Here is a 14364-nt window from a genome sequence, read left to right on the forward strand (position 1 = left end):
CTTAACTTTGCTCGTATTGTCCATTAACAACCGTCGCTTGAACTTTGAAGTCACGATCGAAGACTGTCAGATTTGCAACCATGCCTTGTTTGATACGGCCTAGTTGCTCATCAACCCCTATTGCTTTCGCTGGGTATAGGGTTGCCATGCGAAGTGCTTCGTCCAGCGCGATACCGACGTGCTCAACGGTATTTTGTACAGCTTCTATCATTGTCAGTGCTGAACCGCCTAGTGTGCCATTTTCATCAACACACTTACCATCTCGGTAATATACTTTCTTACCAACAAAAATAAAGTAATCCATGTCAGCGCCTGCAGGAGCTGTGGCATCTGTCACTAATACTAATTTTTCGCCTTTGATTTTGTGAGCGATGCGAATGTTTGCATAATCGACGTGGAACCCATCGGCGATGACGCCCGCGTAAACGTCTGAGGTATCGTAGATTGCTCCAACTACCCCAGGCTCACGCCCTACCATAGGCGTCATTGCATTAAATAGATGAGTAGCGAACGTGATACCAGCGTCAAAGCCCTGACGAGCTTCGGAATACGTCGCATTGGTATGACCGATTGATACGATAATCCCCGCAGCTTTTAAGCGTTTGATGTGCGCAGGGTCATTATGTTCTGGTGCGAGTGTCACTTTTGCAATGACACCTGCGTTTTCACACATGAAATCGATCATGCTGTCTTCTGATGGTCGGATATGATCAACGCTATGAATGCCTTTTTTCATCACATTTAAATACGGCCCCTCAAGGTGCAGACCTAGTGATTGGTTTTGGTAGTGAGCATGGTAATCACGTGCAGCTGATACTGCTTGACGCATATCTTCATCAGAAGAAGTGATAAGAGTAGGAAGGAAGCTAGTACAGCCAGACTTAAGATTTGCTTCATGCATGATTTGCATGGTTTCAGCAGTGATCTCGTCATTCAACATGACACCACCACAACCATTTAGCTGCAGATCGATAAATCCGGGACTAAGATTTGCTCCGTTTAAGTCCTGAACTTCAATATCATGAGGAAGGTCAGCTACCGGGCATAGCGAATCTATCAGTTGGTCTTTAATGACGACTGCGTGGTCGACAAGAACGTCGTTGCCGGTGAAGATCTTACAGTTAGTTAGCGCATACATGGTTAGCTAATCCTTATAAGTTTGATTTTTAATACTTCTATCCGCCTAACTGAAGCATTCATTACGTATCTTTATACTTTATTCGTGAGCTTCAATTAGGTCGCAAAATATCTTGAGCAAGCAAGAGATATTCTATCTGAAATTACATTCTGTCTCATTTAAAAGCTTGCTGAATATGAAGAAGCTTACTGGGTAATACCAGATAGACTTCTTGAACTACGAGCATTGTCATGATGATAATAAGTTCAGAATACCGTGAATATTAGGTGTGTGTTGCTATTTTTTTGTATTGTAAAATAAGTTTTATGATCTCGCTAGCAAAATCCTCGAATTAGGCCATTTTCTGGTGATTATGATCACAATTGATAAGGTTTTAATTTGCGGGGCAAAATTAATGGCATACACTGAGCAGGACTAAATTGAGCGAATAAAAAAAGTCGCTCAGCCAAAAATACAAAAATCCTATAGGGGGAACTATACGGTGAATATTCTCGGATACTTTCAGAAGGTAGGTAAGGCGCTTATGGTGCCTGTAGCTACTCTTCCTGCTGCAGCAATACTCATGGGTATTGGTTACTGGATAGACCCAGCAGGTTGGGGTGGTAACAGTGCAGTTGCCGCTTTCCTAGTCCAAGCTGGTGCAGCAATCATTGATAACATGTCTGTATTGTTTGCAATTGGTGTTGCTTACGGTATGTCAAAAGACAAAGATGGCGCAGCAGCTCTCGCAGGCTTCGTTGCTTACACAGTCATTACCACTTTACTTAGCCCTGGTACGGTTGAGCAAATTGGCCTAGTAGCTCTTGATGATCCAGAAACTAAATTGGCTTTTGCTAAAGTTGGTAACCAGTTTATTGGTATTCTTTCTGGTATTGTTGCTGCTGAGCTCTACAACCGTTATTACCAAGTTGAGCTACCAAAAGCATTGGCGTTCTTCTCAGGCAAACGCCTAGTACCAATCCTAACTTCTTTCGCCGGTATCATCCTCTCTTTTGTGCTTATGTACGTGTGGCCAGTCATCTTTACGGGTCTAGTCTCTTTCGGTGAAGGCATCACTAACCTAGGTGAGGTTGGTTCTGGTTTGTACGGCTTCTTCAACCGTCTACTTATCCCTGTAGGTCTGCACCATGCGCTGAACTCTGTATTTTGGTTTGACATGGCTGGCATTAATGACTTGGGTAACTTCTGGGCGGCAGGTAACGTTGTCGAGCAAGGTGGCCAACTTGTTAAATTAAACTCTGATGGTGAAGTGATTGGTGTTATTGGTGAGTTAGGTCGCTACATGGGAGGTTACTTCCCTGTAATGATGTTTGGTCTGCCAGGTGCTGCACTTGCTATCTACCACACTGCTAAACCTGAGAATAAAGCCAAAGTTGCTTCTATTATGATTGCTGCTGGTTTTGCATCATTCTTTACTGGTGTTACTGAGCCTCTTGAGTTTTCATTTATGTTCCTAGCGCCTGTATTATATGTTATACACGCGGCTCTAACAGGGATTTCTCTATACATTGCTGACCTAATGAACTGGACCGCTGGCTTTGGCTTCTCTGCAGGCTTAGTTGATATGGTTCTATCTTCAGCGAAACCTGAGTCAAACCAATGGTATATGCTAATCCTTCAAGGTTTTGTGTTCTTCGCTCTGTACTACACAATCTTCCGTACTGTTATCGTGAAGTTTGGTCTGAAGACCCCGGGTCGCGAAGACGACGAAAGCGCTGAAACGTCTGGTGTGACAGGCTCTGAAAATTCTTCTGAGCTAGCAAAACAATACCTTAAAGCTCTTGGCGGTCACAGCAACATCGATAATATCGATGCTTGTATCACTCGCCTACGTCTCACTATCAAAGACACTAGCTTAATCAGTGAGAAGACACTGAAAGACTTGGGAGCGATGGGAGTTGTGAAGCTTGGTTCTAACAATGTCCAAGTTATTCTAGGACCCTTAGCTGAAATCGTTGCGGGTGAAATGAAAAACATCCCAGCGGATGCTGATTTATCAGATGTGCAATTACCAGCTTAGTTTGCTAGCTAGCTAAAAACTTTAGTCTTATACAAAAATCCCCAAGTACACGCTTGGGGATTTTTTGTATTCACTTCTTGCTGAATACCAGGTATCAAGCGAGCCCTTCATATGATTTGCTCAATAAATTTGCTGCTTTCATAAGCAAAGCCAGCGTGCCAGTCTACTATCGATGGATTATTTACCAATAAAAGTCTGGTTATAGTTGTGTAATTGCGAAGAATTGTGGATCATTAGCCGTTATATGTTTGGCGTCGCTAATGACGAACACAAACACTATTTTTCTCTGACAATACTAAAATAATTGAGGTGCTATAGATGAGTGAAGCTGAGGCTCGTCCATCGAACTTCATTCGCCAAATCATTGATAAAGATTTAGCGGATGGTAAACACACTAGCGTGCATACTCGTTTCCCGCCGGAACCGAACGGTTACTTGCATATCGGTCATGCTAAGTCAATTTGTTTAAACTTTGGTATTGCTCAGGACTATCAAGGACAGTGTAATCTTCGTTTTGATGACACGAACCCTGAAAAAGAAGACGTTGAATACGTTGAGTCTATTAAGAATGATGTGAGCTGGTTAGGCTTTGAATGGGATGGTGAGATTTGTTACTCATCAAACTACTTCGATAAGCTTTACGAGTACGCGGTTGAATTAATTGAGAAAGGCTTAGCGTATGTTGAAGAGCTAAGTCCTGAGCAGATTCGTGAATACCGTGGAACGTTGACAACACCGGGTAAACCAAGCCCATACCGTGACCGCAGTGTGGAAGAAAACTTAGCGTTATTTGAAAAAATGCGCAAGGGTGGCTTTGAAGAAGGGAAAGCGTGCTTGCGTGCGAAAATTGACCTTGCGTCTTCTTTCATCGTACTGCGTGATCCTGTTCTATACCGTGTTCGCTTTGCTGAGCACCACCAAACGGGTGATAAGTGGTGCATTTATCCAATGTACGACTTCACACATTGTATCTCGGATGCGCTAGAGGGGATTACTCACTCTTTATGTACGCTTGAGTTCCAAGATAATCGTCGCCTATACGATTGGGTACTAGAGAACATCTCTATTGATTGTCAGCCACGCCAGTACGAGTTCAGCCGTCTAAACCTAGAATACACGGTGATGTCTAAGCGTAAGTTGAACCAGCTTGTGACTGAAAACTTAGTTAACGGGTGGGATGACCCTCGTATGCCAACTATTTCTGGCTTGCGTCGTCGTGGCTTCACGCCTGCATCGATTCGTGAATTTTGTAAGCGTATTGGTGTTACTAAGCAAGAAAACATGATTGAGTTTGGTTCACTAGAATCTTGTATTCGTGATGATCTAAACGAAAACGCGCCTCGTGCTATGGCTGTGCTTGATCCAGTTAAGGTTGTTATCGAAAACTATGATGAAGGTAAGGTTGAAATACTCAGCGTTGCTAATCATCCTAACAAGCCTGAGATGGGTGAGCGTGAAGTACCATTCACCCGTGAACTTTGGATTGAACGTGAAGACTTCCGCGAAGAAGCGAACAAGAAGTACAAGCGATTGGTTCTGGGGAAAGAAGTGCGCCTACGTGGTGCTTACGTGATCAAAGCAGAGCGTATCGAAAAAGATGCAGAGGGTAATATTAGCACCATCTACTGTAGCTACGATGTAGACACTTTAGGTAAGAACCCAGCTGATGGCCGTAAAGTGAAAGGTGTTATTCACTGGGTATCGGCAGATAAAGGCCTACCTGCTGAGATTCGCCTATACGATCGCTTGTTCACAGTGCCAAACCCAGCAGCAGCCGATAACTTTGCTGAGACAATCAACCCTGACTCACTTGTTGTGATGAATGGGTTTGTAGAACCAAGCTTAGCTTCCGCCGAAGCTGAAAAGGGTTACCAGTTTGAGCGCATGGGCTATTTCTGCGCAGACTCAAAAGATTCTTCCGCAGATAAGCTAGTCTTCAATCGCACAGTAGGTCTACGTGATACCTGGGCGAAAATTGAAGCAAAATAAGCGTTAAATAAAACAGCCAGTCATGTGACTGGCTGTTTTATTTGATAAAAGAAAAGCGTTCATGATTGGAACGCTTGTCTAATTCGTTATTTTTTCAATTTATGTGCATCTGGGTTGTCGCGGCAGCTGCCATCTGCACATTTACCGTAAAGGTATAAACTGTGGTTTGTCAGAATGACATTATACTGAGCCGCAATCTCTTTCTGACGTTCTTCTATGATGTCATCTGCAAATTCGATCACTTCCCCACAATCCAGACATACTAAATGGTCATGGTGGTGCTGGGTAGATAGTTCAAAAACTGATTTACCGCCTTCAAAATGGTGGCGAGTAACAATACCTGCATCATCAAATTGGTTCAGAACTCGATAGACTGTCGCAAGCCCGATCTCTTCTCCAAGATCAATGAGCTTTTTGTACAGTTCTTCAGCGCTGATATGTTGGCATTCCGGCTGTTGGAGTACTTCTAAAATCTTCAGTCTCGGAAGTGTAACTTTAAGACCAGCGTCCTTAAGAGCTTGGTTATTGTCTGACATAAACTTTCCTGTTGATGATCTGCGGTAATTAACAGAATTCAATATTCCTATCATTATAGGGCAGTACAAGATAACAATAAACCACGAAGTTCAAAGGGTTACTAGTATTTTTTTATAAACACGTGTAGCGTCACTGATAAAACACATCAGACCAGTTACAATTGTTTAACATCTTGTTATGAAGGCTCTATTTCAGGGATGAAAGAATGAATAAATCACTAGCTAAAATTTACAAGCCTGGAATCGTAAAGTTTGCTCTTAATGTCTGGCCTCCATTCTGGGGAGCTGGCATCAGGATCATTTCAATAAGCGAAGATTTTCGTCAGGTCAAAATGAAACTCAAACTGCGCTGGTGGAATAAAAATGCGAACCGCACTCAGTATGGCGGCAGTATTTTTTCTCTGACTGACCCTGTTTATTCACTAATGCTGATGGGAATTTTGGGTGAGCGTTACTATGTGTGGGATAAAGAAGCGAGTATTAACTTTATAAAGCCAGGGCAAAGTGATCTCTACGCAGACTTTATTGTCTCTCAGGAGTTGCTTGATGATATTTTACTGAAAACATCGAATGGAGATAAGTGTTTCCCTGAATTTGTGATTTATGTAAAAGATGAAACCGGTAATGTGGTTTCGGAGGTGCAGCGTAAACTTTATGTGCGCAAAAAGCCTCAATATCGAGAAGAAGAAGCCGAAGAACAAGCTGTATAAGTAAATGCTCACTGACCATGGAGTGTGTTCATGTGGAATACCTTTGAATTGTTGTTTTCTATCCTGACGCACTTCTAAGTACCTACCGCTGTTTTAAGTGTTGCAAAGTAAACCCATTTTCTTACACAGAGTAATGACTGCCATTCCCCCCCTCTCATCATATTATTTACCGAATTGACCGACGTTAAACCATGATTCAACTTTTTTTTATATGTAAAAATACTGATGTTTTTGTTTGTTTTTAAGCCCCAAAATAATGCAATGATCAAGATCTTATAACTGGGAAAGTTCCTTTCTTAATTATTTTTATGCGAGTGACTTCAAAGTTGCCTTATTGGCTATTTATCATAACTAGTTGATTTTTAATTTATTTATTGTTTTTGGTTTAATGTTGTTATTGATAATTAGACCTCGATCACTATGTTTATAAAAATTTGTAGCGGGTCATATTTTTTTATCTTGAAATTAAGTTCTGATTGATGTTTTTTGTCGCGAAGTTAGTCTTAGAGTCATGGATACACTGGGTGTATGCAGAAATTAGAAAGTGAGCGATAGTCATTAATCTTTTACTTTCGACATAGGAAATGATTCTCCCTTCGGCGGCCAACTTAAGGTGAGAACAACAAAAAACAGCTATATCCATTTTTAGGAGTTTTTCCATGGAAAAAATGTTCAAACGCACTCTTCTCGGTGCAGCAGTGGCGATGGTTTCTACAGGTGCATTGGCAGCTGAATCATCTCAGGTTGGTATCATCTCTGACTTCAACGTACAAGCTTATGGTGTGGCAGCGATCTCAGTCGTTAACTACGATTCTGAAGAGACAACTGCGGGTGTGACGACTGATACTGGCACCGGTTACGATTACGAAAATGAATCACGTATTGGTTTCCGTGCCAGTAAAGATATGTTTGAAAATCTCAATGTCTTTATGCAGATCGAATCTGGTTATGTTGGTGAAAATGGAGATGGAGCATCACTGGGTAACCGTGATACTTTCCTAGGCCTACAAGGTGATTGGGGTAAAGTTCGCTTTGGTCGTATGTTAACACCTATGTACGAAGTAATTGACTGGCCTTACGCAAACCCAGGTTTGGGCGCAGTATGGGACTGGGGTGGTGACGTAAAGTATAACCGTGATCGTCATGGTGATATGGCACGCTACGATTCAGTTGATTACAATGGTTTTACTTTCAATCTCGCAACAGGTCGTGGCGACTCAAGTGTAAAAGATAACTACTTCTATGGTGCGGCAGCACATTATCGTCTGAATGACAGCATTACATTCCATGCTGCATTAGAGACGGAAACCGATCGCCAGTTAACAGCAGCAACAGCTGCAGGTACATGTTTAGAAGCAGCAGGTTGTGGAACTGGTATTTCGTTTGGTGATGCTACTGCGGCAACAGATGCAACAATTGCCGATACTTTTGGTTATCTAGTTGGCTTTGAGGCATCACTTCCAGCAGGCTTTGGAATCGCAGGTGCGTATAAGGCTGGTGAATCTGATGTACAGGGCGGAGACAAATCTGAGCAGGCTTCTTACTCAATCATTGGTCAATACTGGACAGGACCATGGGGCTTTAAGCTAGGTTACGCAGCCAATATGGACTCAGAAACTGCTGGTGTTAAAGCAAACAACGAAGACAGTGTTGTATCTGGTCAGTTAATGTATGTTCACAATGGTTTCGTACCCTACGTACGTATTGCGCAGCGTGATATCTTATCTTCCGACGGTTCGACAAACACAGAAACTATGGTTGTACGTGTTGGTCTAGAGTACGGTTTCTAAGACTTTATCTATTTTTATTCTTAATGATACGCGCTGGCCTTAGTTGGCCAGCGTTTGTTGTATTGAGAAGTAGAGCCTGAAGATAAAGGTAATTCTATATTATATAACGGAGTTATTTCCAGGGTGGTTTATATGAAGAAAATTATTTTAGCGTCATTGCCTTTATTGATGGTAGGTTGTACTACATTAGATTCAACAAGTGACTTTACTGATTCAGTAAAACGCATTGAATCTAAACAGAATTATCGAATTATTGTTGGTAAATCATTAACGCCGGATACACTTGAAGTGAACGGTGGGCAGTTGGTTAAGTCATCACTAGAGCTGAATTACGTAGATCCGACACAGAGCAAAAATGTGCCGGATTCTTTTATTAAAATGGAGCTGCAGTACTTTAAAAATTATAACGAATTTAAAACAGTGATGATTGAGGGCAGTAGTCAAGAAGTGGCACTTAAGCCTTATGCAGCCTCAGCGGAAACCTGTAGCGATGTATGTACTCAAACTCAGTATGTCAGATTTCCAGTGCCTAGCCAGCTTCTCGCACAGCAGCCGTATCAAGATCTCAAGTTCGATGTGAGCGCGTCGAATGCTAATAATATTACGTTCTCTATCCCATCAGGTTACATTGAAGCGATTGTGAACAGTGCCAATTCTAATATAACTCCGGCTGTGCTAGCTGCTCCTGTTGCTACTGCCGCAACAGTGACTCCTGTGGCTCAAAGCTCGTCTTCAAAAGCGATAGAGATGACGCAGTATTGGTTTAAGGAAACGCCAGAAGAACAACGTGATGAGCTATTGAGCTGGGCGGTTGAAAATCGCAACTCGACCAAATTGACGCTTGAAACCGCTTCCAAGCAACAAGAAATGTTTGGTTACTGGTATGGAAAAGCAACGAAAGAAGAAAGAAAAACACTCATTAAACAACTACTAGAATTATAAAAAGAGAAGGAGCCGAAAGGCTCCTTTTTTATCTCATTACCGTACCATTGCTATTTTCACATATAACGATCGGCATACGTTCAACTACTCCTGAATTTAATTCACATTTCACTATTGGGCCAGAGGCAGTGCTTCCTACGGGTGATTGTGCAGCTACCGAAAAACTAAAAATAAGACTACAAGCTAACGCAAAGAAATATTTCATAATAAACACCTCATCTAAAATCTCATTAAAGAGATACTTATCAGTATGTCGCTTAATGGTAAAAGATCAAAAAAAGTTTAATTATTAAAAATTTTCTTTAATAAATAACTCTTACTTTTTGTGAGAAATAAATTAATAAGTCGATGATATATTTAGAATGGTATTTCTTTTAGGTAAAAAGGCTGAGCTTGATTAAGACTGTTTTCATATAAAAACAGTCACTTAATTCAAGGTGGGAATGATTTAAGTTATTGATATGTTAAGGTTTTTCTTGATATTGAGTGGTTGCAGAATGAAAAAGGCCCTTTGTTCAGGCAAAGGGCCTAATAATAGAGGTTAATTTTTTGCTTCTATGGTAAGGACAATGCCATTTACTTGGGTGATTTCAACCATGGTTCCTGCTGGAATTGATTGGTTAGTTTGTGCCGACCAAGTTGTATCACCCACCTTGATTCGGTGCTTTCCTGGTGCGAGATCAGATTCTATCAAGATTTTTTGACCGATCATTTGCTTCTGCTTTTGGTTTAAATCCCGTTGTTGATCGTCAGAAGCATCTTGCTCGAATTGCTTTCTCCACCATAACCAAGTAGTCATCAGTGAAAAGATGCTAAAGGCGCTCCACTGTAGCTGCCAACTCATTGGAATAAATGTGAGCAAAATACCCACAATTAAGGCTGACAGCCCAAGCCATAAAAAATAGCCTGCGGTACCCAGCAGTTCGATCGCAAGTAAAGCTAGCCCGAAGGCTAGCCAATGCCAATGATTGATACTGTCTAGTAACTCAAACACATTAGCCTCTACTTAGTTGACTCGTTCGAGTGCTTAAACATTTCGGCGATACCCGCAACAGAGCCCATTAGCCCCGAAGCTTCAAGTGGAAGCATGATGATCTTACCATTCTCAGCTTGGCCGATTGACTTAAGTGCGTCAGTGTAGCCTTGAGCAATAAAGTAATTAACGGCTTGCATGTCACCCTTAGCGATCGCTTCTGACACCATGGCTGTAGCACGCGCTTCGGCTTCCGCAGCACGCTCACGAGCTTCGGCTTGTAATATGGCGGCTTGTTTATCGCCTTCTGCTTTTAATATTTCTGATTGCTTGTGACCCTCGGCCTTTAATATTTCAGCCTGACGAACCCCTTCTGCTTCGAGTACTTCTGCACGCTTGTTTCGCTCCGCCTTCATCTGGGCATTCATTGCTGCGGTAAGATCTGACGGCGGTTGAACATCTTTAATTTCGATACGGGTAACTTTTACCCCCCAAGGATTAGTCGCTTCATCGACAATGGAAAGTAACTTGCTGTTGATCATGTCGCGTTGACTGAGCATTTCATCAAGCTCCATCGAACCAAGTACAGTACGGATGTTGGTGAGGGTTAAATTTCGAATAGCGTGTTCAAGGTCGTTCACTTCATACGCTGCTTGGGCAGCATCGATGACTTGGACGAAACAGACGGCGTCAATCGTTACATTCGCGTTATCTTTAGAAATGACTTCTTGAGCTGGTATATCAAGCACGCGCTCCATCATATTGATCTTTTGACCAATACCATCAATAAAGGGAATGATGATATTTAGGCCTGGTTTCAAAGTGTGTGTATAACGGCCAAAACGTTCGACGGTCCAGTGATTACCTTGGGGAACGGTTTTAACACCTGCGATAATAAATGCGATGACGACAATAAGAAAAATGCCGATGGTAATGAGAGAGTCAATAGCCATATCTGATTCCTTGTATAAGTTATTATGTCGATTGTTGCTTAATTCATGTGGTAGCACAATGACATAATGAGAACCAAAGCTAGATTAAGGAAAAATAAAAGCCGGATAAGCCGACTTTTATTGATGAATTTGAAGTGTCTAGTAGAGGATAGAGTATAGCTGGCGTCGATACTTGCCAGCAATTGGGTTTCCTTGCCCTAAAGCGGCGAGAATATCCATAAAGTGTTTCTTTATATCGCCATCAAGTGCATTGAGATCATATTTTAGCAGCTTCCAAAGTAGCTCTAATGCTTCTTCATCTCGGTTAACTTGATGGTAACTTAGAGCCAGTTCGGCAGCTGTTTGCGCATCATTAGGGTTATCTTGTAGCGCTTGCTCAAGTGATTGGATTTCAGGGCTATTCGCTGCTTGGTCGTGCAATTCTAATTTTGCTATCAATCCTTTGTAATAATTATCTTGATACTCTAGGGGGATGGTATTAAGCAGTGCTTTGGCTGGGTCAAACTTCTGCATCTCTAGCAAACAGTCGGCAAGGGCTAGTTTTACATCACCTTTTTGCTTTAGTTCTTCCGGCAAGTCTTGAAGTAGAGGTAACGCTTTAGCATGTTCACCCGATTGTACAAAATCCATTGCCTGCTTGAGATTTAGTTCGTCTTGACTGGGTAAATGTTTAGCTAACATCGCTTGGATTGCAGCAAGGTCCTGCGGGCCTCCTAAACCATCAACGGGTTGACCATTAACGAACAGTGCAATGGTTGGTAGTGCCTGGACACCAAACTGGCTAGCGATCATCTGTTCTTGTTCACAGTTCAAGAGCGCTAGTGTAAAAGCTCCGTTGTATTGTTGCGCTAGGGTTTGTAGCTCTGGAATAACTTGCGCGCTTTCTTGGCTCATTGGTGCCCAAAAATGAATCAGGACTGGCGTTTGCATTGAGCCTTCCAGCACTTGACGGAAGTTTTGCTCGTTCAATTCCACAATAAAAGGAGATTGCATTTGGTGATTCCTTGCAAAGAGTTTGATACATCAAACATATGGGCAGTTACTATAGATATCAAGGGAGTAGCAGATACAAAAACACCGCTGTTTAAGGCGGTGTTTTTGCTGACTAATGCAAGCGAAGGTGTTTATAAAACGATAAACAAAGTTAGCGCAACACCCACACTTAGCCAGTTTAGCTGGTTCAATGTCATGTTTTTTTACCGAATGTAACGCTTATAGGAGGTCATGAAGTGAGCAACTTCACGGTGTAAGTTAGCGTCTTATTATTACGAAAAAATTACACTCGGTGATTTATTTTTAAGCAGCTCGTCGCAAAATATTATCGAGTAGCCGACTCGGAAGTAGCCGTTTCAGTACAGCAAAGACTTTTGTTGGAGTAGTAACACGGTAGCGAATTTTCGGTTTATCTGATTCTAGAGCATGTAGGAGAGGGGCGATACATGACTCGGCTGGTAGGACAAATGAATTGTTCGATGATTCTTTTGTTAGCCTCTCTAACTGCTCTTGATATTGCTTTTGATGCACGCTTGAGTTGATATCAATCCATTTGGTAAAAGCTCGCAGAGCATTTTTTCTAAACTGGGTTTCTATCGGGCCGGGCTCGATCAAACAAATCTCTATGCCGCTGCCTTTTAGCTCCAAGCGCAACGTATCAGTCCAGCCTTCTAATGCAAACTTAGATGCATTATAGGCTCCACGATATTTCATTGCGGCAAAGCCTAAAACTGAGCTGTTCTGGACAATTCTCCCTTTGCCATTTTGACGCATACTAGGTAGGACTTCTTGAACCAGTTGGTGCCAGCCAAAGAAGTTGGTTTCGAATTGCTCACGTAAAGCCTGTGTTGGCAGATCTTCCAAGGCTCCAGGTTGCCCGTATGCGCCATTATTGAACAAGGCATCCAACTGTCCATTCGTTAGCTCTAACGTTCGTTTCACTCCATTGGAGATGCTGCTACTGTCGGTAAGGTCAAGTTGAATGCAGGTTAACCCTTCATTACGTAAGCGCTCAACGTCATCGACGTGTCGACAGGATGCGATGACTTGATAACCTTTTTGATGCAGTGCATGAGCACAAACATGGCCGATCCCCGTGGAACAGCCTGTGATGAGAATAGATTGAGACATGAATTCCTTTCTTTTAGCTCGTCAGAGACAAGCTAGAGTAAAAGATTACTCGTGATGTTGTAATAGATTTTTTAGCGCAGGCTCTACTCGGGAGTAGCTAAAGCGAAATCCCAGTTCGGTAAGCTTTTTGGGCTTGGCGCGAATACTGTCAAATAGGAGGGAAGAGCTTTCACCCATAACGAAACGAAGAGCCCATTTAGGGGTAAACAGAAAATGAGGTCGATTGAGGGACTTTGCCAATGTTTGGCTAAATTGCTTATTGGTCACTGGGTGAGGCGCGCATAGATTAAACTCGCCGTGGGCATGTTCGGTTTCGAGTAAATAAACGATGCCTCGAACCATATCTAGCATGTGTATCCACGGCATGTATTGTTGACCACTGCCTATCGGCCCCCCTAAACCCAACTTGTAGGGCAATAACATTTTACCTAATGCGCCACCATCTTGCCCAAGTACAATACCAGTTCTTAAAATGCAGACACGGGTTGACTCTGAACGAGCGCGATTGGCTATTTGCTCCCATTTTGCGCAGACATAATGAGGGAAACCTTCATTATGAACATGCAAAGCTTCATCGAATGGATGATCTTGTTGATCACCATAATAACCCACCGCAGAGCCGCTGATGAGCACTGCTGGTGGGGAGGTGCTGGCGTGAATCAAATCAACGAGCTTTTCGGTGATACTCCAACGGCTATGACAGATTTTCTCTTTCTGTTGCTTGCTCCAACGCTTGTCTACGATGGGTTCTCCTGCAAGGTTGACAACAGCATCAAATTCATTGAGATCGCGGTACTGTTCTAGGCTGGAAATATAAGTGACATTGCCCAGATCCGCATGAGTAACTAAAGGCTTTGCTTTAGCAGGAGAGCGAGTCAGTAAAACCACTTCGTAGGTTGTGAAGTGTTTCAGTAATTCCTTGCCAATAAAGCCAGTGCCACCAGTGAGTAGTACTTTCATTCCGATCTCCTTTCAACCTCCATAAATGCCATATAACTCAACAGACAAAAACGGTAATTCTAATAATTATAGCGAGTTAGCTGTAATTCGGATCACTGATTATGCAAAACTAATGATTATCACATAATTAACATTTTGTGACTTTTCTTAGTCATCTCGCTATGCGAGTCACATCAAGTGCGCGATCCATTTGCCATCATGTCCAAGAACTTCACGGATAAGAGGTGTC

General features: G+C 42.3%; 12 protein-coding genes. 5 read left to right on the top strand and 7 right to left on the bottom strand.

What is annotated here, in order from left to right; genetic code table 11:
• Position 1: 1 nt before the first annotated feature.
• Positions 2–1138, bottom strand: coding sequence for an N-acetylglucosamine-6-phosphate deacetylase (gene nagA, locus L1D31_RS13060; protein WP_239837540.1), 1137 nt, complete (start codon positions 1136–1138; stop codon positions 2–4).
• Between the two features lie 481 nt (positions 1139–1619).
• Here nagA and nagE point away from each other — a divergent pair, with 481 nt between their 5' ends.
• Positions 1620–3158 (top strand): N-acetylglucosamine-specific PTS transporter subunit IIBC, encoded by a 1539-nt coding sequence (nagE, locus tag L1D31_RS13065; RefSeq protein WP_239837541.1) that lies wholly within the window; start codon positions 1620–1622, stop codon positions 3156–3158.
• Between the two features lie 318 nt (positions 3159–3476).
• The gene (glnS, locus tag L1D31_RS13070) at positions 3477–5147 is read left to right on the top strand and encodes a glutamine--tRNA ligase (protein ID WP_239837542.1); all 1671 of its coding nucleotides are present in this window, start codon (positions 3477–3479) and stop codon (positions 5145–5147) included.
• An 86-nt stretch (positions 5148–5233) separates the two neighbouring features.
• Here glnS and fcrX read toward each other — a convergent pair whose 3' ends face one another.
• On the bottom strand, positions 5234–5683 hold the full coding sequence (gene fcrX, locus L1D31_RS13075) for a ferric iron uptake transcriptional regulator FcrX (RefSeq protein ID WP_239837543.1): 450 nt from the start codon (positions 5681–5683) through the stop codon (positions 5234–5236).
• A gap of 206 nt (positions 5684–5889) precedes the next feature.
• Between fcrX and L1D31_RS13080 the strand changes: the two genes are divergently transcribed.
• The 3 genes from L1D31_RS13080 (at position 5890) to L1D31_RS13090 (ending at position 9125) form a co-directional block, all read left to right on the top strand.
• Positions 5890–6393 carry a DUF4442 domain-containing protein gene (locus L1D31_RS13080; protein ID WP_239837544.1) on the top strand — a complete coding sequence of 168 codons (504 nt, stop codon included), beginning with the start codon at positions 5890–5892 and terminating at the stop codon, positions 6391–6393.
• A 659-nt stretch (positions 6394–7052) separates the two neighbouring features.
• Positions 7053–8183: a porin gene (locus L1D31_RS13085; protein ID WP_239837545.1), complete on the top strand. Its 1131-nt coding sequence runs from the start codon at positions 7053–7055 to the stop codon at positions 8181–8183.
• 132 nt (positions 8184–8315) lie between these two features.
• Positions 8316–9125 (top strand): DUF2057 domain-containing protein, encoded by an 810-nt coding sequence (locus tag L1D31_RS13090; protein WP_239837546.1) that lies wholly within the window; start codon positions 8316–8318, stop codon positions 9123–9125.
• A 541-nt stretch (positions 9126–9666) separates the two neighbouring features.
• Here L1D31_RS13090 and L1D31_RS13095 read toward each other — a convergent pair.
• The 5 genes from L1D31_RS13095 to L1D31_RS13115 all read right to left on the bottom strand — a co-directional run bounded on the left by L1D31_RS13095 (position 9667) and on the right by L1D31_RS13115 (position 14135).
• The gene (locus L1D31_RS13095; RefSeq protein WP_239837547.1) at positions 9667–10119 is read right to left on the bottom strand and encodes an NfeD family protein; all 453 of its coding nucleotides are present in this window, start codon (positions 10117–10119) and stop codon (positions 9667–9669) included.
• Between the two features lie 8 nt (positions 10120–10127).
• Positions 10128–11051, bottom strand: a complete 924-nt coding sequence (locus tag L1D31_RS13100) for an SPFH domain-containing protein (RefSeq protein WP_239837548.1) — start codon at positions 11049–11051, stop codon at positions 10128–10130.
• Between the two features lie 138 nt (positions 11052–11189).
• Positions 11190–12044 (bottom strand): co-chaperone YbbN, encoded by an 855-nt coding sequence (locus tag L1D31_RS13105; protein WP_239837549.1) that lies wholly within the window; start codon positions 12042–12044, stop codon positions 11190–11192.
• 303 nt (positions 12045–12347) lie between these two features.
• Positions 12348–13175, bottom strand: a complete 828-nt coding sequence (locus L1D31_RS13110; protein ID WP_239837550.1) for an SDR family oxidoreductase — start codon at positions 13173–13175, stop codon at positions 12348–12350.
• Positions 13176–13220: 45 nt separating this feature from the next.
• Complete coding sequence (locus L1D31_RS13115; RefSeq protein ID WP_239837551.1) at positions 13221–14135, bottom strand: TIGR01777 family oxidoreductase; 915 nt, start codon at positions 14133–14135, stop codon at positions 13221–13223.
• Between the last annotated feature and the right edge of the window lie 229 nt (positions 14136–14364).

It is taken from the genome of Vibrio sp. Isolate23 (assembly GCF_022398095.1).
Taxonomy (GTDB): domain Bacteria; phylum Pseudomonadota; class Gammaproteobacteria; order Enterobacterales; family Vibrionaceae; genus Vibrio; species Vibrio coralliilyticus_A.

What these genes read in the sequence shown, in the direction of transcription:
- nagA (WP_239837540.1), bottom strand. Translation starts at nt 1,138, where the DNA reads ATGTATGCGCTAACTAACTGTAAGATCTTCACCGGCAACGACGTTCTT.
- glnS (WP_239837542.1), top strand. Translation starts at nt 3,477, where the DNA reads ATGAGTGAAGCTGAGGCTCGTCCATCGAACTTCATTCGCCAAATCATT.
- fcrX (WP_239837543.1), bottom strand. Translation starts at nt 5,683, where the DNA reads ATGTCAGACAATAACCAAGCTCTTAAGGACGCTGGTCTTAAAGTTACA.
- L1D31_RS13080 (WP_239837544.1), top strand. Translation starts at nt 5,890, where the DNA reads ATGAATAAATCACTAGCTAAAATTTACAAGCCTGGAATCGTAAAGTTT.
- L1D31_RS13085 (WP_239837545.1), top strand. Translation starts at nt 7,053, where the DNA reads ATGGAAAAAATGTTCAAACGCACTCTTCTCGGTGCAGCAGTGGCGATG.
- L1D31_RS13090 (WP_239837546.1), top strand. Translation starts at nt 8,316, where the DNA reads ATGAAGAAAATTATTTTAGCGTCATTGCCTTTATTGATGGTAGGTTGT.
- L1D31_RS13100 (WP_239837548.1), bottom strand. Translation starts at nt 11,051, where the DNA reads ATGGCTATTGACTCTCTCATTACCATCGGCATTTTTCTTATTGTCGTC.
- L1D31_RS13105 (WP_239837549.1), bottom strand. Translation starts at nt 12,044, where the DNA reads ATGCAATCTCCTTTTATTGTGGAATTGAACGAGCAAAACTTCCGTCAA.
- L1D31_RS13110 (WP_239837550.1), bottom strand. Translation starts at nt 13,175, where the DNA reads ATGTCTCAATCTATTCTCATCACAGGCTGTTCCACGGGGATCGGCCAT.
- L1D31_RS13115 (WP_239837551.1), bottom strand. Translation starts at nt 14,135, where the DNA reads ATGAAAGTACTACTCACTGGTGGCACTGGCTTTATTGGCAAGGAATTA.